Genomic DNA, 17,294 nt, shown 5'->3' on the forward strand with positions numbered 1-17,294 from the left:
AGCCTATCAGACACGCCGGAAATGTCGATGCAGCGCCCACAATTATAAAAAGCATGGAGTGACAGGACGATGAACAGTTTGCGCAGCATGTCGATCAGCCGCCGACTCTGGCTGATCCTGGTAGTCGCCGTGTTGATGCTGCTGACCCTAGGGCTTTTGATGCTCAAGCAGATTCACGGCGACCTTTACCAGGCCAAACGCCAACAGACCCAACACGTGGTGCAGACCGCCAGCGGCGTGCTCGCTTATTACCAGAACCTTGAAAAAACCGGTGTGCTGACCCGCGAAGCGGCGCAAAAACAAGCCCTCAGCGCAGTGCGTGGCCTACGTTACGACCACGATGATTATTTCTGGATCAACGACCTGACGCCCGTGATGATCATGCACGCGGCCAACCCCAAGCTGGACGGCCAGAACCTCTCGGCGATTCGCGACCCGGACGGGTTTGCGGTGTTCAACGAATTCGTGACCCTGGCCAAGGCCAAGGGCGCCGGCATCGTCAATTATCGCTGGCCGAAACCAGGCGCCGAGGCGCCGGTGGAGAAAACCTCGTATATCCAACTGTTCGAGCCGTGGGGCTGGATCATCGGCTCCGGCGTATACGTGGATGATGTGCAGGCCGAATTCAAAGGTCAGGTGTGGAATGCCTCGCTGATCGGCTTGGGAATTGCGCTGCTGATGGCTGTGCTGGTGATGTTGATCGCACGCAGCATCGTGCACCCATTGCAGGCGGCGGTGAATGCCATGGCCAATATCGCCAGTGGCGAAAGCGATCTGACCCGCAGCCTCGACACCCATGGGCGGGACGAAGTCACCCAACTGTCCCAGCATTTCAACAGCTTCACCGCCAAACTGCGCCAGGTGGTCAGCCAGTTGCAGGCGTGCGCCAACGCGTTGGGCCAGTCGTCCACTGAGTTGGGCAACAACGCCACTCAAGCCCATGACCGCAGCCAGCAACAATCACAGCAGATGGAACTGGTGGCCACGGCGATCAATGAAGTGACCTACGGCGTGCAGGATGTGGCGAAAAACGCCGAACACGCCGCCAGTGAAATGCGCGACGCCCAGGCTCAGGCGCAGCAGGGCCAGGTGAATATCGATGGCAGCTTGCAACAGATCGACCAGCTCTCCGGCACCATCAGCCAGGCTGTGGAAGTGATCCGTACCCTGTCCAGCGAAAGCACGCAGATTGGGGGCGTGTTGGAAGTGATCCGCTCCATCGCCGACCAGACCAACCTGCTGGCCCTGAACGCCGCTATCGAAGCCGCGCGCGCTGGTGAGCAAGGCCGTGGGTTTGCGGTGGTGGCCGATGAAGTAAGGTTGCTGGCCCAGCGCACGCAAAAATCCACCGCCGAAATCCAGGTGATGATCGAGCGGCTGCAAGGCCACTCGGAGGCTGCGGTCAAGGTGATCAGCGACAGCCATAGCGCTTCGCAATTAACCATCGAACAAGCAGGCCAGGCGGGTGAAAGCCTCAACGCCATCGGCCAGGCGCTGCGTAACCTCAATGGGTTGAATGCTTCGATTGCCAGTGCCACGTTGCAACAGGCGCATGTGGTGGAAGACATCAACCAGAACGTCACCCAGGCGGCCGGGTTGTCCCACAGCACGGCGCTGGCAGCGCAGCAATCCAGCGTGGCGAGTGCGCATTTGCGTGGGTTGAGTGAACAGCTTGATGGGTTGTTGCGCCAGTTCAAGGTCTAGCACCTAGGGTATTGGGTTCTATGGTTGTTGCAGGTCTGCTGAGTACATATCCGTTGTTTGGGTAACGGATATGTACTCAAAAATCCACCTAAAGAAAACGGCCAACCCGAAGGCCGCAGTTTGCCTGAATAACCGAAGCACCTACGTCACAGCCCCCCAGATTCAATCTTCAGCGGTTTGAAGATCGCTAACCTCTGGTTACAATCACCGCCCTCTTCAACTCTCCCAAGGAACCGCCATGTCCGGGCTTGAACTGTTCGCCGCCGCCCTGGGGGTGATCGCTGTCTGGCTGACGGTTAAACAAAACCCCTGGTGCTGGCCCATCGGCCTGGTGATGGTGTTGCTCTACACCTGGGTATTCTTCGACGTAAAACTCTATTCCGACATGCTGTTGCAGGTGGTCTACGCCGCCCTGCAACTCTACGGCTGGTGGCAATGGACCCGCGCCGGTGAGGTCAAGCAGGGGCGCCAAGTCACCAGCCTGGGCGTGCCGGCAATCATGACCAGCCTCGCCGTCGGCGCACTCGGCAGCCTGTTGCTCGGCGCCGCCATGGCCCACTGGACCGACGCCGCCCAACCCTGGCTGGATGCGGCCCTCACCGGTTTCAGCCTCGTGGCACAAATGTGGATGGCGCAAAAACGCGTGCAGTGCTGGCCACTGTGGATCGCCGTGGATGTGATCTTCGTCGGGCTGTTCCTCTATAAAGGCCTATACCTCACCGCCGCGCTCTACGCGCTGTTCACCGTGATCGCCGTACAAGGTTGGCGCGAATGGCGCGCCGACCCGGCGTTGCACGCATGAAGGTGGTGGTACTGGCAGGGCCCGAATCCAGCGGTAAAAGCTGGCTGGCGGCGCAACTGCAAGCGCACTTTGGCGGGGTGATGGTCGGCGAATACGTGCGGCACTTCATCGACCACCATCAGCGCGACACCACGCTGGCAGACATTCCCGCTATCGCCCGTGGGCAGTTGGCCTGGGAGGACGCCGCCCGCGCCGAACAGCCCCACCTGCTGATCCTCGATACCCACCTACTGACCAACAAATTGTGGAGCCAGACCCTGTTTGGCGACTACCCAGCCTGGCTCGACAGTGAACTGCTGGCCCGTCACTACGACCTGCACCTGCTGCTGTCGCCCGAGGACGTGGAATGGACCGCCGACGGCCAGCGCTGCCAGCCGGAACTGGCGGATCGCCAAGCGTTTTTCCAGGGCAGCCTGGACTGGATGCAGCAGCATCACCAACCAGTGGTGGTGATTGGGGGATATTGGGAGGAGCGCCGGGTGGCGGCGTTCGCTGCGGTAGAGCAACTGCTCACCCCTTGAGTTCAAGGGTGAGCAGCCACCCGTTTTGCCTTAGTAGCCCAACGACAGGCCGGTGTTACGACGCGGGTCGTTAGCCCCGTAGAAGCGGTTGTTGCCCACCGGTTTGCCACCCAGCGAAGGTGCGCCGACCAGGATCGCGGCCAAGTGGTTGGCATCCTGCGGACCTGCAAACTTGTGGCCCCAGCTTTCCAGGATCTTCTGGGTGTCGGGGCTGACCGCGAAGGTCTCAAGATTGGTGGTCTCAGGCATCCACTGCTGGTGGAAACGCGGCGCGTCAACGGCTTCCTGGATGTTCATCTTGTAGTCGATGACATTGAGGATGGTCAGCAAGGTGGCGGTAATGATGCGGCTGCCGCCTGGCGTACCGACGACCATCACGGCCTTGCCATCTTTGGTCACGATGGTCGGGCTCATCGACGACAGCGGCGCCTTGCCCGGTGCGATGGCGTTGGCTTCACCCTGGACCAGCCCGTACATGTTCGGTACGCCGACCTTGACGGTGAAGTCGTCCATTTCATCGTTGAGGATCACCCCGGTCTTGCTCGCCATCACGCCCGCACCGAACCAGTCGTTGAGGGTGTAGGTGACCGAGACCGCATTGCCCCACTTGTCGACAATGGAGTAATGCGTGGTGTTGTTACCTTCATGGGGCGACACACCTGGCTTGATTGCCTGGGAATCGCCGGCCTTTTGCGGTTCGATCGCGGCGCGCAGCTTGGCGGCGTAGTCCTTGTCCAGCAGATGGGCGATCGGGTTCTTCACGAAGTCCGGGTCACCGAGGTAGCTGTTACGGTCCACGTAGGCGTGGCGCATCGCTTCGATCTGGTAGTGCAAACCTTGGGCCGAGTGATAACCCAGGTCGGCCATCGGGTAGCCTTCAAGGATGTTCATGATCTGGCAGATCACTACACCGCCGGAGCTCGGTGGCGGTGCCGAAACCACGTGGTAGCCACGGTAGTCGCACTCGATGGGCGCCAGTTCACGGGTCTTGTATTTGTCGAGGTCAGCTTGGGTGATGATGCCTTTGCCGGCTTGGCTGGAGTCCACCAGGGCCTTGGCTACCCAACCTTTATAGAAACCGTCGGTGCCCTTGGCGGAGATTTCCTTGAGGGTCTTGGCCAGGTCTTTCTGCACCAATTTCTGGCCGACCTGCATGGGTTGGCCGTTGTGCAGGAAGATCCCGCGCAGGTCCTTGTCTTTTTCGAACTCGCCGGTGGCGGTGTGCAGCAGGTCGACATCACCCTGCTCCAGTTCAAAACCGTTTTCCGCCAGCTTGATCGCTGGGGCAATAACCTGGGCACGCTTGAGGGTGCCGTATTTGCTCAGGGCTGTTTCCATGCCGGACACGGTGCCGGGCACGCCGACGGCCAGGTGGCCTTTGGCGCTGAGGCCCTCGATGACGTTGCCGTCTTTATCGAGGTACATGTTGGCAGTGGCCGCCAACGGGGCTTTTTCGCGGAAGTCGAGGAAGGTCTTGCGTCCGTCGGCCAGTTGTACGGTCATGAAACCGCCGCCGCCCAGGTTACCCGCCGCCGGGTACACCACGGCCAGTGCATAGCCCACCGCTACAGCCGCATCGACCGCGTTGCCGCCGGCCTTGAGTACATCCACACCCACATGAGTTGCCAAATGCTGGGCGGTCACCACCATGCCATTTTCACCCGCCACCGGGGCTTGGGAAGCGGCTTGCACGCCACTGACCGTCAACACCAGGGCAGTGGCAATCAAGGTACGGCTGAAAGGTTGGTATTTCATCCATGGCTACTCTAGTTGTTAAGACGCACCAAAATAGCCCTTCCTGAACCCAACCCCCAGTGCGATGGCGTTTTTATTACAGAACTTGTCGGTCACAGAACGGCCGCAAAAATGCCCATGCTATATTTCGCGCCCTGACTGTCGTGAGAGACGCTCCCCATGGTGATCAAGAAGACCGGCATCCGCGCCCAACAGGCGGACCAGACGCGTGCGCGCATCCTTCAGGCGGCAGTCAAGGTGTTCACCCGCGATGGCTATTCCGGCGGGCGCGTCGACACCATCTCCAAGGAAGCCGACTCTAACGATCGCATGCTTTATTACTATTTTGGCAGCAAGGAACACTTGTTCATCTGCGTGCTGGAATACATCTACGAGCAATTCAATAAAGCCGAAAGCAAGCTCAAGCTGGACCTTGACACGCCGGTACAGGCCTTACGCGACTTAGTGGCGTTTATCTGGAACTACTACGTCAAGCACCCCGAATTTGTGGCGATCCTGAGCATCGAGAACCTGCACCAGGGCAAGCATGCCCAGCAGTCCGGCGAGATGCGGCGGTTGTCGGGCGAAGCCGTCGGCGTATTGCGCCCGATCATCGAGGCTGGCCAGGCCCGGGGCCTCTTTCGCCAGGACATCGACCTCAAGCACGTGTATTTGATGATCGCCTCGCTGTGCTACTTCTATAACTCCAACCGCCATACGCTTAGCTCGTTTCTGGGTGAAGACCTGTCGAGCAAGGGCCAACAGCAGGACTGGCTAGGGTTTATCAGTGATTTGGTGCTGCGCGGGGTCTCTCCATCAGTGTAAAAACCAGCGCCCACGGTTGATCTTCATAGGGTTTGAAATATCAGTGGGTGCCGGGGTTGGCGCGTAAATGCGCGACCTTCTGCTCCAATCCATTCCACTGCGGTGCATTCGGCGCAAACTGCCCGCGCAAGTACGCTGCCAGATCCGCCACCTGACTGTTCGACAGGCTGTCCTTGAACCCCGGCATATAGCCCAAGTCCTTGGTCGCCGGACTGCTGACGCCTTGCAAAATCACCTTGATCAAATTGTCCGGCTGGTCGCTGTGCACATTGGTATTGGTTGCAAGTTTAGGGCTGACACCAAACAGTTTCGGCCCCAGACCATCGGCATGACAGGCCTTGCACGAGCCCTCGAATACGCGCCGCCCATTAGGATTGGGCACGCTGGCCGCCGCCACGAGCGGGGCCTCTGCCGCCGCATCAGCATTCAGTGAGGCCAAGTACACCGCCATCGCGCGAATGTCTGCCTTGGGTAATTTCGACAGTTCACTCACCACGGGCCCCATCGGGCCTGCCGCTACGCCATGAGCGTCGGAATAGCCGGTGCTCAGGTAAGTGAACAGCTGATCTTCGGTCCACGGCGTCGGCGCCTTGGACAAACCATTCAGCGCCGGCGCCTCCCAACCGTCCACACTGCCGCCCGCGAGAAACGCCTTACCCCCCTTCTCTGCCCCCATCACATTGCGTGGCGAATGGCAGGCGGCGCAGTGCCCCAGGCCATTGACCAGATAATTCCCGCGATTCCATTGCTCACTGCGCTCAGGCTGCACGGTAATCTCGCCGCGCCTTAAAAACAGTGCATTCCAGCCCGCCATCAACGGCCGGATATTGAACGGGAAACCCATGGCATTCGGCGTTGGCGCTTGGCTTACCGGCACCTGGGACATCAAATACGCATACAGCGCCTGCATGTCCGCGTCGTTGATATTGCGAAACGCCGTATAGGGAAACGCCGGGTACAGGTTGCGCCCGTCGCGGCCAATGCCGTCGCGCATGGCACGCTCGAACGCTGGGTACGACCAGGCGCCGATGCCGGTCTTCACATCTGGGGTGATATTGCTGCTGTACAGCGTACCGAACGGCGTCTGCATCGCCAGCCCGCCGGCATTGGTAGCACCGCCCGGCGCGGTGTGGCACACCGCACAATCACCCACCGCTGCCAGCAAGCGCCCACGCTCCAGAGTGGCCTTCGACCACGTGCCCGCGCTGGGCGGGGCGATCGGCGCGATTTCGCCATGAAACGGCCAGGCCGTGGCCATTACCGCACCCAAGGTCGCGAACAGCGCACCGAACCACCATTTACGGCGCTTCTCAGGCGACTTGGCCGGCTCGCCGAGGGTACCGGCATTCAGCGCGGCGAGTACGCGTTCCGGCGTGATCGGCAACTCGCGAAAACGTATCCCGGTGGCGTCATAGATCGCATTGGCAATCGCTGCCGCGCTGGGCACCGACGCCGACTCTCCGGCGCCCATGGGGGGCTGATCCTGGCGCGGCATCATCAGCACATCAATTTGCGGCACTTCGGGGAAGGTCAGGATTGGGTAACCGCCCCACTCCTTGCTCGCCACCGTTGACTCTTCAAAAGTCACCCGTTCCTTCAACACGCGGCTGGTGGACTGGATGACATTGCCGTGGATCTGATGCTGCACCCCCGCCGGGTTGATCATCATCCCCGAATCATGGCCGATCACGACCCGCGTCACCGACACATCGCCGGTCTGCTTATCAATGGCCACATCCGCCACCCAGGCCGCCCATGCAGCGCCAAATCCCGGGAATTTGCTGTGGATGTAGCGCGCGTAGGCAAAGCCCCGACCGCGCAACAGGTGATCTTCATTGGCGGTTTGCATCGGCGCGGTACGCGGTGACCAGTTGGCGCGTTCGGCGGTGGATTTCACCAGGTCGATGGCGCGCTCGTCCTTGAGATAACGCAAGCGGTATTCCACTGGATCGACGCCCGCGGCAAACGCCAACTCATCGATATAGGATTCATGGGCGAAGGTGTTGGGCAAGGCCGACACGCCGCGCATCCACGAGGCACGCACGATGGGCGCCATGTCGTTAATGCTCACGCGCATATTGTCGATGTCATAGGGCGGGATCGAGGTGCGGTCGCCCATTTCAAACATCGCCGCCACCGGTTCCACACGCCCCGTCAGCAGCAAGGCAAGGGTCGGTGCGCCATTGGAGGGGTAGCTGGTTTCAAAGTCGTAGGCGGCGATGCTGCCGTCAGCGTTCAATCCGCCGTCCACATCCATCAATTGCGCGGTGCCTTTAGGCTCCCACAAATGTTCCTGCTCGCGACTCAACTGCACGCGTACCGGCTTGCCCACCGCACGGGATAACAACAGCGCATCCGCGCAGACGTCGTCAGCGCAATTGCGTCCATAACAGCCGGCGGCTTCCATGCGGATCACGTCGATCAGCGCTTCTTCGCACTCCAGCAACCAGGCAAGATCAGCGCGCAACAGATGCGGGTTCTGGCTGCCGGACCAGACCCGACTGCCCGCCGACGAGTAATCCGCCACGCCACAGGACGGGCCGATCGAGCCATGCATCTGGTACGGCCACAGATAACTGCGTGACATGCGCTGGCTCGCGCCCGCCAAGGCTTCGTCGACATTGCCCTGATCAAGCACCGTGCGCCGTACTCGGGGATTGTCGCGAATCGCCTGCTCGACATCACTCATGTCCGGCAGCGCGTTATTCCAGGGTTTCCAGTGCACTTGCAACTCATGAGCGGCCTTGATCGCCTGCTCTTCGCGCACTGCGACCACGCCGATAAAGTCCCGAATCACCACCACTGCGACAATCCCGGGAATATGCGCGATGGACGCCTCATCCACGCTGAGCAGGCTTTTGCCGACAAAATCGCCGCAATCCAACCCGGCATACGGTGGGCGAACCACTCGACCATGGAGCATGCCCGGCACACGCATATCGTGCACGTAGGTCAGTTCGCCGGTGGCCTTGCCGGGGATATCCACCCGCGCGGCGCCCTTGCCCACCAAACGGTAATCCTCGATGGCCTTCAACGGCGCATCACCGCTGATGCGCAGTTGGTCGCGTTGGCCGCTGACCAGTTCGCCATACGTGGTGGTGCGCCCGTCTGCCGCGTGAATCACACCCGCTTCAACGCTCAGGCTGGGCACGCTCACACCCCAGCGTCCCGCCGCCCGGGCCAGCAAAAAGCGCCGCGCTTCTGCTGCCGCATTACGCAGCGGAATCGCGGAAATCTGCAGCGTGGCGCTGGCAATCGTTGCCCCCTGGTTCGGCACGCGCTCGGTGTCGCCCAGCACCATTTTTATCTGGTCCAGCGTCAGGTCCAGTTCCTCGGCGACGATCTGTGCCAGCGACGTGCGAATGCCGGTGCCCAGGTCCACATGACCGTTAAATGCATACACCCATCCATCATCGTTCACGGCGATAAACAGCCCCAACTCCTTGGGTTTCACAGTGGGCATACCGCCCTTGGCCACCGGCCCTGAAGGCGGCAGCACATCATCGACGATCAACAGGACGCCGGCCTTGGCCAGCCACTGGTCACGGGAAAACGGAGTGTCGGTCATGGTCAGCAATCCACGGTCATGAGGCGGGCGGCACGTAGCACGGCGCGCAGGATTTCAATATGGGTGCCGCAGCGGCAGAGGTTGCCCGAGAGCTCGTTACGGATCTGGGCTTCGCTGGGGTTGGGGTTGCGGTCGAGCAAGGCCTTGGCGGTCATGATCATGCCGTTGAGGCAGTAGCCGCATTGCGCGGCCTGCTCATCGATAAAGGCTTGCTGCACCGGGTGCGGCGCCTGGCGTGTGCCCAGGCCTTCAAGGGTAATAATCTCGCGCCCCACCGCACCCGACAGCGGGAACACACAGGAGCGTGCGGCCGCCCCATCGATGATCACGGTGCACGCACCGCACTCCCCCAGGCCGCAACCGTACTTGGGGCCATTGAGTTCAAGGTCATTGCGCAACACCAGCAACAACGGCGTATCCGCCATGGCGCTGACTTCGCTTAGTTGGCCGTTGACCTCAAGCGCTACCGTGATGTGCTGGCTGATCATTCGCTTCGCCCGTATCAATTGATGAAGCAGTCACTACACGAAACAGTCAAAAAAAAGCGTCGCGGACCTGGGGTCTCGCGACACACTTGACTCGTGAAGTAGCTACTACATCAACACAGAGCAAAAACGGTGCCAGCCTCCAACACACAACTCTCGTAGCAGCTGCCGAGCCTTGGCGAGGCTGCGTCGGCGGCGCATCTGACACACCGTGACGCAGCCTCGCCAAGGCTCGGCAGCTGCTACGGATCAAAGGGCTAGGGTGCGATAGGATCGTCGATCATCTTACGCAGCAAAAACAGCACCGCTACCCGTTCGGCAGGGTTGAGATTGCTCATGGTCAGTTCGCTGATCTGCGCAGCGCGGGGCGCGGTTTGGTTGACCAGTTCGGCACCTGCGACAGACAGATCAACCACCACTTTGCGCTTGTCTTGCGGGTCCGGCTCCAGGGTAATCAGTTCCTTGGCCTTGAGCCGCTCGACAATACCGCGAATGGTCGCCTGGTCGACGGCAGTAGCCTTGACCAGCTCGGTGAGGGAACTTGCACCGTGATCGCGCAACGCGCACAAGGTGACAAACTGCACGGCGGTGAGCTGAGAGTCGCCGACATTCTGCTGAAAGATCGCCAAGTGGCGCTGGTAGGCCTTGCGCAGCAGGTGGCCGACTTGTTCAGAGAAAACGTAGGAATCAGGCACGGCGGGCTCGGTGGGTGGTTGGCGATGGGGGGCATGATGGCGGGGATATCGATATGACTCAAGCTCCTCACTGAAGGAACACAATCAAAAATGTGGGAGCTGGCTTGCCTGCGATGGCCATAGGTATCTACACATTTGTTTTATGGCTTGGGCTTTGTGGTTGTCGCTAGGCCGCTGGGTACATATCCGTTTTTTGGGTAACGGCGGCTTATGGTTTCGCTCTTACAGCCAGCCCTTTCAAGGTCTTTGAAAAACTGGCCATATCTGGCTGATACCAACCAGTGAAGTGCGAACACTGTCCCTGTGGCGAGCGGGCTTGCCCCGCGTTGGGTTGCGAAGCGACCCCAAAAGGAAGAATGCGGTGAGTCAGGCACCCTTCGGCTGTTGGTTTTGGGGCTGCTTCGCAGCCCAACGCGGGCGATGCGGCGACCCGACAAGCCCGCTCGCCACAGGTTACTTATTGCCTGTTCTACCTAAAGACCTTGAAAGGGCTGGCTGTAAGAGCGAAACCATAAGCCGCCGTTACCCAAACAACGGATATGTACTCAAAAACCCACCAAAAGAAAACACCCAACCCGAGGCCCCCACGCGAGCAAGCTTCCTCGCCACAGGCCTCACGCAACACTAAAAGTTGTGTAGATACCTATGCTGCGATAGCGGTACATCAGCCAATAAATTTACTGACTGACACACCCTCATCGCCGGCAAGTCGAAACGTCGAACCGCAGCTCCCACATTTGGATCTTCAGCGTGCCAGGGAGGCTATTGGCGCGACCACATCACCCGCAATCACCACCGCCTCATCATCCAGATACACATCACAATGACGCAGCGGAATGTCCATATGACACGGCGTCTTACGCGTCCCTCCCACCTCGGTATTCGGCCCGGTGGAGAACAGGAAGTTGCCGTAAAAAGCCCGCGCATCCATGCACATGCCGTCGTTCTTGTCGTGCAAACCCATGGCTGTCCATTGCGCCCGTGGCTGCAAGCCCCAGCCGATATGCGAGATGCCGTACACCTCAGGGTCGTTGAAGTACTTCATGTAATCACGCAGGTACTCGGCCTCGAACCCACCGTGGATCCTGGTGATAAAGCCCTTCTCGATCTCCAGGGTGATCTTCTCGCGGGTATAGGTCTTGAACGGCAGCAGGATGTCGCCAATGTCCAACACCAGCACGCCCTCGGCAGTCTCTTCGTTGGGCCAGGAGAACAGAAAACCGCTGGGCCAGTGGTCCCAACGCCCAGGCTCATCAGCAAAACCGTACTCGGTCACCGACGGGTATTGCCCCAATGCGGCGCAAAAGTCGCTGCCGGCGCGGGATTTGACGTGGATCGAGCGCGCCTTTTTCAGCAGTTGTTCGGCCGCCAATACACGCACCTTGTCCTCTTCGGTGGGCAACATGCGCGCCAGCACTTCCGGAGGCTCCACAGCCAGCAGGATGCGCGTACCGGTCTTGAGGATCTGCTCCTGTTCCGGTGAGTGCAGCAACATCATCGTGTCGACAATCAGGTCGGCGGCCTCCAGGGCGCGCTGCGCCGCGATATTGCCGGTGAGCGCGGTGTCGCCACAGTAGGCGGTCATGTCATTGCCCATGGCTGTCGGATGGTTGAAAGACGGCAACTCCACCGCATACACCTTGGCCCCCAGACGCTGCGCCGCATCCATCGCAGCGCGCACGGTGCGCGGGTCGGAGTAATGGCTCTTGAGCACGGCGACGCTCTGGGTCGGGTCGACCTTCGACAGCTTCAGCACGTGTTCAAACATCTGGGTCAGTTCGCAATCGCTTACCGGCATTTTCCTGTCTCCTCTAGGGCTGCACCAAGTTCAGGCGTCGCGCTTCACTCTAGTGCATTTATATAGCGTATACACCAATTACTAACGATAAGACCTGATTTGAGAGCGGACTGCAAGCGTCGAGCCAATACGTTACCATTCCACACAAACCCAACAAACAAAGGTTAAATTTCGTTACACGGGATAATCATGGCCAAAAAATAAAATTTCAAAAGCAGTCTTCCCATTTCAAAAAATGAGCGTATACACTTTAAAAACCTTGCGGACAGACGCCGCCAAAATCAAAAAAGAGAGGATCACGCCCCATGGGAAGCACTCAAAAAATCGCCATCGTCGGTGCCGGCCTTGGCGGCGCCGCCGCTGCTACCCTGTTGCAGCAGGCCGGTTTCGATGTCGACATCTACGAGCAGGCACCGGAGTTTTCCCGCTTGGGCGCGGGGATCCACATGGGGCCCAATATCATGAAAATCTTCCGTCGCATGGGCATCGAAAAGCAGCTGGACCTGATGGGCTCGCACCCCGAGCACTGGTTCAGCCGCTGCGGCGAAACCGGCGATTACCTGTCACGCATCCCGCTCACCGGCTATGGCGCGTCCTACATCACCGTGCACCGCGGCGACCTGCATGCCCTGCAAATGTCCACCCTCAAGCCGGGCACCCTGCACTTCAACAAACGCCTGGAAACTCTCGAAGAAACCGACACCCAGGTGCGCCTGACCTTTGCCGACGGCAACGTGACCTACGCCGATATCGTGATCGGCGCCGACGGCATCAATTCGAAGATTCGCGAAGAACTGCTGGGGGCGGAAAAACCGCTGTACAGCGGCTGGGTCGCGCACCGTGCGTTGATCCGTGGCGACCAACTGGCCAAGTACGACCTCAAGTTTGAAGACTGCATCAAGTGGTGGACCGAAGACCGTCACATGATGGTGTATTACACCACCGGCAAGCGCGACGAGTACTACTACGTGACCGGCGTGCCCCATGCCGAATGGGACTTCCAGGGCGCCTTCGTCGACAGCAGCCGCGAAGAGATGTTCGACGCCTTCAAGGGCTATCACCCCACCGTGCAGGCGCTGATCGAATCCACTGAAAGCGTGACCAAATGGCCGCTGCGCAATCGCAACCCCTTGCCGCTATGGAGCCGTGGACGCCTGGTGTTGCTGGGCGACGCCTGCCACCCAATGAAACCGCACATGGCCCAGGGCGCCGGCATGGCCATCGAAGACGCCGCCATGCTCACCCGCTGCCTGCAGGAAACCGGGATCAGCGACTACCGCACCGCGTTCCAACTCTACGAAGCCAACCGCAAGGAACGCGCCTCCCGTGTGCAAGCGGTGTCCAACGCCAACACTTGGCTGCGCACCCAGGAAGACCCGGCTTGGGTCTACGGCTATGACCTGTACGCCCAGGAACTGAAATCGGGGGTGGCCGCGTGAGCAGTTTTCTCTACGGCGGCAACGTACAGGCCAACGGCATTCGCCAGCATTACCTGCGCTACGGCGGAAAAGGCCCGGCGCTGATCCTGATTCCGGGCATCACCAGCCCGGCGATCACCTGGGGTTTCGTCGCCGAGCGTCTTGGCGCGCAGTTCGATACCTATGTGTTGGATGTGCGTGGGCGTGGCTTGTCATCCAGCGGCCCCGAACTGGATTACAGCGCGGACACCTGCGCCGATGATATTGGCGCATTTGCCGATGCGCTGAACCTGAACAGCTACCACCTGGTTGGCCATTCCATGGGCGCGCGTTTTGCCGTGCGCAGTGCAGTCAAACATCCTCAGGGCGTAAACCGCGTGGTGTTGATTGACCCACCTGTGTCCGGTCCCGGTCGGCGTGAGTACCCGAGCAAACTGCCGTGGTACGTCGACTCGATCCGCCAGTCTTTAGTCGGCATGGACGCGCAGGCGATGCGCACCTTCTGCGCCACCTGGACCGAGGAGCAACTGCAACTGCGCGCCGAATGGCTGCACACCTGCTACGAACCCGCCATCGTGCGCGCCTTCAATGACTTCCACGATGTCGATTTTCATAAAGACCTGCCCCACCTCAAGGCCCCTGCCCTGCTAATGGTGGCCGGACGGGGCGGCGTGATCCTCGACGAAGACATCGCCGAAATCCGGGACCTGCAACCGGCCATCCAGGTCGCCCGCGTCGCCGATGCCGGGCACATGATCCCGTGGGACGACCTCGAAGGCTTCTTCCACGCCCTCGGCGACTTCCTCCCCACACAACAATAACGGAGACCACCATGCACAAGCCTTACCGCATCGGCCAGATCGTGCCGAGCTCCAACACCACCATGGAAACCGAGATCCCGGCGATGCTCAGCGCACGCCAGGCGATCCGCCCTGAGCGCTTTACCTTTCACTCCAGCCGCATGCGCATGAAGCAAGTGCGCAAGGAAGAACTGGCAGCCATGGACGGTGAGTCCGACCGCTGCGCCGTCGAGCTGTCCGACGCCAAGGTGGATGTGCTGGGTTACGCGTGCCTGGTGGCGATCATGGCCATGGGGCTGGGCTATCACCGCAATTCCGAACAACGCCTACGCAAAGCCACCGCCGACAACGACGCTAACGCGCCCGTCATCACCAGCGCCGGTGCGCTGATCGAAGGCCTGAAAGTGATGGGCGCCAAGCGCATCGCCATCGTCGCGCCGTACATGAAGCCGCTGACCGAATTGGTGGTGAACTACATCCGCGAAGAAGGCTTTGAGGTGGTGGACTGGCGCGCCCTGGAGATCCCCGACAACCTCGAAGTGGCCCGCCACGACCCGGCCAATCTGCCGGCGATTGTCGCCGGGATGAACCTGGAAGGCGTCGACGTAATCGTGCTCTCAGCCTGCGTGCAAATGCAGTCGTTGCCGGTAGTGGCCAAGGTCGAAGCACAAACCGGCAAACCCGTACTCACTGCGGCTATCGCCACCACCTACGCCATGCTCAAGGCCCTGGACCTGGAGCCTATCGTGCCCGGTGCCGGTGCCCTGCTGTCCGGCGCTTACTGAGGAATTTTGCGATGAGCGAACAATCCGCCGACGCCAACTACCAGGGCGTATGGGGCAACCGCATCGGCTTCGGCAAAAAAGCCGCGCTGCTGATGGTCGATTTCATGCAGGGCTATACCACCCTCGGTGCGCCGCTGTTTGCGCCGGGCGTGGTCACGGCGGTGGCTGAAAGCGTCGAACTGTTAGCCACGGCACGCCAACATGGGATTGCGGTGGTGCACACCAATATCCGCTACCATCCCGGCCATTTCGTCGACGGTGGTATCTGGGTCAAGAAGGCCCCAGTGATGAAGGACATGGTCGAAGGCAATCCCCTCGCGGCGTTCTGCGCCGAGGTGTTACCTCAAGACGATGAAGTGGTGATCACCAAGCAGTACGCCAGTGCGTTTTTCGGCAGCAGCCTGGCCCCGATGCTGCACGCTCAGGGTATCGACACCGTGGTATTGGCAGGCTGCTCCACCAGCGGCTGCATCCGCGCTACCGCAGTGGATGCAGTGCAACACGGGTTTCGCACTATCGTCGTGCGCGAATGCGTCGGTGATCGACACCCGGGGCCCCATGAAGCCAACCTGTTCGATATCGATAGCAAGTACGGCGACGTGGTGAGCAAGCAGGAGGCGATGCGCAAATTCAGGGAGCAATAAAGTTTCATGAGAACCGTGCCATAGAGCACGGTCTTGAAAAACTGTGAGCCGCGCCCCGGTTAAAGGTCGGAGTTGGCGCAGCTCCCAGTCTTCTGACACTGCCTTTGGAAGTCGCTTCTACAGCACTCCGAAGTGCTGGAACAAAAGCGGCTGTATAAAAACCATAAGTCACCGCCAGGAGACACCCAATGCCCATTGCGAATGCAGCGCCCGCGACTACGGTCGCCGACCCCGTCAACACGCTCTACCACAAGATCACCTGGAAGCTGATTCCGTTCCTGTGTTTCTGCTATCTGGCCGCCTACCTCGACCGCATCAACATCGGCTTCGCCAAGCTGCAGATGCTCGACCAGCTGCACTTCAGCGAAACCGCCTTTGGCCTGGGCGCCGGCTTGTTTTTTGTCGGCTATATCCTCTTTGAAGTACCCAGCAACCTGGTGCTGGAGCGGGTCGGCGCGAAGATATGGATCGCACGCATCATGATCACCTGGGGCCTGCTTTCGGCTTGCACCATGCTGGTCACCTCCACCACGCAGTTCTACATCTTGCGTTTTTTGCTCGGCGCCGCCGAAGCGGGCTTTTTGCCGGGTGTGCTGTACTACCTGACCACCTGGTTCCCCACCCACCGGCGCGGGCGAATCATCGCGCTGTTCATGATCGGCCTGCCGCTGTCCAGCGTGATCGGCGGCCCGTTGTCCGGCTGGGTCATGAGCCACTTCGATAACATGGGCGGCCTACGCGGCTGGCAATGGCTGTTCCTGATCGAGGCAGTGCCCAGCGTATTGCTCGGCGTACTGACCTTCTGGGCACTGCCCAATAGCTTCCAGCAAGCCAAATGGCTGTCGGACGAAGAAAAGTCGTTATTGGAAAGCGAGCTGCGCAAGGACGAGGCCGGCGACTCCGGCAGCAAGCACAGCTTTCGCGACGGGTTCTTCAACCTCAAGGTGTGGATGCTCGGTGGTATCGACTTCTCGATCCTGCTCAGCGCCTACGCCATGGGCTTCTGGATGCCGACGTTCATCCGCAACGCCGGTATCACCGACACCTTCCATATCGGCATGCTCACCGCACTACCCAGCGTTGCCGCGCTTCTAGGTATGCTGCTGATCGGCGCCAGCTCCGACAAACACCGCGAACGCCGCTGGCACATTATCGTGCCGTTTCTGGTGGGTGCCGCCGCCATGGCCACCAGCACCTTCTTTACCCATAACGTAGTCGCCACCGTGCTGCTGTTCGCCATCGCTTCGGCCGCGATCATCGGCGCCGTGCCGGTGTTTTTCAGCCTGCCGGCGACCTTCCTCAAAGGCACCGCAGCGGCCACCGGCTTTGCCCTTGCCTGTTCGCTGGCGAATATCGCAGGCCTGGTCAGTAACTCGTTGATGGGGGTTGCGATCGACGTCACAGGCAGCAGCGCGGGTGCCTTGTGGTTCTTCGCCGGCTGCCTGATCCTCAGCAGTCTCCTGGTCATCGCCTTGCCGGCGAAACTGGTGAACCGCTAACAACACTCATTTTACG

At 60.2% G+C, this 17,294-nt stretch carries 14 protein-coding genes; 9 read left to right on the plus strand and 5 right to left on the minus strand.

Annotation, left to right across the window (positions count from 1 at the left end; genetic code table 11):
- The first annotated feature begins 69 nt into the window (after positions 1-69).
- The 3 genes from BFL40_RS10575 (at position 70) to BFL40_RS10585 (ending at position 3,027) form a co-directional block, all read left to right on the plus strand.
- On the plus strand, positions 70-1,704 hold the full coding sequence (locus BFL40_RS10575; protein ID WP_071483927.1) for a methyl-accepting chemotaxis protein: 1,635 nt from the start codon (positions 70-72) through the stop codon (positions 1,702-1,704).
- Between the two features lie 238 nt (positions 1,705-1,942).
- Positions 1,943-2,506: a nicotinamide riboside transporter PnuC gene (gene pnuC, locus BFL40_RS10580; protein ID WP_071483928.1), complete on the plus strand. Its 564-nt coding sequence runs from the start codon at positions 1,943-1,945 to the stop codon at positions 2,504-2,506.
- Complete coding sequence (locus BFL40_RS10585; protein ID WP_071483929.1) at positions 2,503-3,027, plus strand: AAA family ATPase; 525 nt, start codon at positions 2,503-2,505, stop codon at positions 3,025-3,027. The genes pnuC and BFL40_RS10585 overlap by 4 nt, the downstream gene beginning before the upstream one ends.
- 30 nt (positions 3,028-3,057) lie before the next feature.
- Here BFL40_RS10585 and ggt read toward each other — a convergent pair whose 3' ends face one another.
- Positions 3,058-4,782 (minus strand): gamma-glutamyltransferase, encoded by a 1,725-nt coding sequence (gene ggt / locus BFL40_RS10590; RefSeq protein ID WP_071483930.1) that lies wholly within the window; start codon positions 4,780-4,782, stop codon positions 3,058-3,060.
- 159 nt (positions 4,783-4,941) lie between these two features.
- On the opposite strand from ggt, the gene BFL40_RS10595 reads away from it, so the two are divergent.
- Entirely contained in the window at positions 4,942-5,586 is a 645-nt protein-coding gene (locus tag BFL40_RS10595; protein WP_071483931.1) for a TetR/AcrR family transcriptional regulator, read from the plus strand.
- A 40-nt stretch (positions 5,587-5,626) separates the two neighbouring features.
- On the opposite strand, the gene BFL40_RS10600 is transcribed toward BFL40_RS10595, so the two are convergent.
- From BFL40_RS10600 to BFL40_RS10615, 4 genes are all read right to left on the minus strand, one after another.
- Positions 5,627-9,154 carry a molybdopterin cofactor-binding domain-containing protein gene (locus tag BFL40_RS10600; protein ID WP_071483932.1) on the minus strand — a complete coding sequence of 1,176 codons (3,528 nt, stop codon included), beginning with the start codon at positions 9,152-9,154 and terminating at the stop codon, positions 5,627-5,629.
- A 2-nt stretch (positions 9,155-9,156) separates the two neighbouring features.
- The gene (locus tag BFL40_RS10605) at positions 9,157-9,642 is read right to left on the minus strand and encodes a (2Fe-2S)-binding protein (RefSeq protein ID WP_071483933.1); all 486 of its coding nucleotides are present in this window, start codon (positions 9,640-9,642) and stop codon (positions 9,157-9,159) included.
- A gap of 254 nt (positions 9,643-9,896) precedes the next feature.
- Positions 9,897-10,334, minus strand: a complete 438-nt coding sequence (locus BFL40_RS10610; protein WP_071483934.1) for a MarR family winged helix-turn-helix transcriptional regulator — start codon at positions 10,332-10,334, stop codon at positions 9,897-9,899.
- Between the two features lie 745 nt (positions 10,335-11,079).
- On the minus strand, positions 11,080-12,132 hold the full coding sequence (locus BFL40_RS10615) for a 2,5-dihydroxypyridine 5,6-dioxygenase (RefSeq protein ID WP_071483935.1): 1,053 nt from the start codon (positions 12,130-12,132) through the stop codon (positions 11,080-11,082).
- Positions 12,133-12,437: 305 nt separating this feature from the next.
- On the opposite strand from BFL40_RS10615, the gene BFL40_RS10620 reads away from it, so the two are divergent.
- From BFL40_RS10620 to BFL40_RS10640, 5 genes are all read left to right on the plus strand, one after another.
- Positions 12,438-13,571 carry an FAD-dependent monooxygenase gene (locus BFL40_RS10620; RefSeq protein WP_071483936.1) on the plus strand — a complete coding sequence of 378 codons (1,134 nt, stop codon included), beginning with the start codon at positions 12,438-12,440 and terminating at the stop codon, positions 13,569-13,571.
- On the plus strand, positions 13,568-14,371 hold the full coding sequence (locus tag BFL40_RS10625; RefSeq protein ID WP_071483937.1) for an alpha/beta fold hydrolase: 804 nt from the start codon (positions 13,568-13,570) through the stop codon (positions 14,369-14,371). Before BFL40_RS10620 ends, BFL40_RS10625 begins: the two co-directional genes overlap by 4 nt.
- Positions 14,372-14,382: 11 nt before the next feature.
- Complete coding sequence (locus BFL40_RS10630; RefSeq protein WP_071483938.1) at positions 14,383-15,135, plus strand: maleate cis-trans isomerase family protein; 753 nt, start codon at positions 14,383-14,385, stop codon at positions 15,133-15,135.
- An 11-nt stretch (positions 15,136-15,146) separates the two neighbouring features.
- Positions 15,147-15,779 carry an N-carbamoylsarcosine amidohydrolase gene (locus tag BFL40_RS10635; RefSeq protein ID WP_071483939.1) on the plus strand — a complete coding sequence of 211 codons (633 nt, stop codon included), beginning with the start codon at positions 15,147-15,149 and terminating at the stop codon, positions 15,777-15,779.
- Between the two features lie 188 nt (positions 15,780-15,967).
- Positions 15,968-17,278, plus strand: coding sequence for an MFS transporter (locus BFL40_RS10640; protein ID WP_071483940.1), 1,311 nt, complete (start codon positions 15,968-15,970; stop codon positions 17,276-17,278).
- The last annotated feature ends 16 nt before the right edge of the window (positions 17,279-17,294 follow it).

Origin of the sequence: Pseudomonas costantinii (assembly GCF_001870435.1) — a bacterium.
Classification (GTDB): Bacteria; Pseudomonadota; Gammaproteobacteria; order Pseudomonadales; family Pseudomonadaceae; genus Aquipseudomonas; species Aquipseudomonas costantinii.

What these genes read in the sequence shown, in the direction of transcription:
- BFL40_RS10575 (WP_071483927.1), top strand. Translation starts at nt 70, where the DNA reads ATGAACAGTTTGCGCAGCATGTCGATCAGCCGCCGACTCTGGCTGATC.
- pnuC (WP_071483928.1), top strand. Translation starts at nt 1,943, where the DNA reads ATGTCCGGGCTTGAACTGTTCGCCGCCGCCCTGGGGGTGATCGCTGTC.
- BFL40_RS10585 (WP_071483929.1), top strand. Translation starts at nt 2,503, where the DNA reads ATGAAGGTGGTGGTACTGGCAGGGCCCGAATCCAGCGGTAAAAGCTGG.
- ggt (WP_071483930.1), bottom strand. Translation starts at nt 4,782, where the DNA reads ATGAAATACCAACCTTTCAGCCGTACCTTGATTGCCACTGCCCTGGTG.
- BFL40_RS10595 (WP_071483931.1), top strand. Translation starts at nt 4,942, where the DNA reads ATGGTGATCAAGAAGACCGGCATCCGCGCCCAACAGGCGGACCAGACG.
- BFL40_RS10600 (WP_071483932.1), bottom strand. Translation starts at nt 9,154, where the DNA reads ATGACCGACACTCCGTTTTCCCGTGACCAGTGGCTGGCCAAGGCCGGC.
- BFL40_RS10605 (WP_071483933.1), bottom strand. Translation starts at nt 9,642, where the DNA reads ATGATCAGCCAGCACATCACGGTAGCGCTTGAGGTCAACGGCCAACTA.
- BFL40_RS10615 (WP_071483935.1), bottom strand. Translation starts at nt 12,132, where the DNA reads ATGCCGGTAAGCGATTGCGAACTGACCCAGATGTTTGAACACGTGCTG.
- BFL40_RS10620 (WP_071483936.1), top strand. Translation starts at nt 12,438, where the DNA reads ATGGGAAGCACTCAAAAAATCGCCATCGTCGGTGCCGGCCTTGGCGGC.
- BFL40_RS10630 (WP_071483938.1), top strand. Translation starts at nt 14,383, where the DNA reads ATGCACAAGCCTTACCGCATCGGCCAGATCGTGCCGAGCTCCAACACC.
- BFL40_RS10635 (WP_071483939.1), top strand. Translation starts at nt 15,147, where the DNA reads ATGAGCGAACAATCCGCCGACGCCAACTACCAGGGCGTATGGGGCAAC.
- BFL40_RS10640 (WP_071483940.1), top strand. Translation starts at nt 15,968, where the DNA reads ATGCCCATTGCGAATGCAGCGCCCGCGACTACGGTCGCCGACCCCGTC.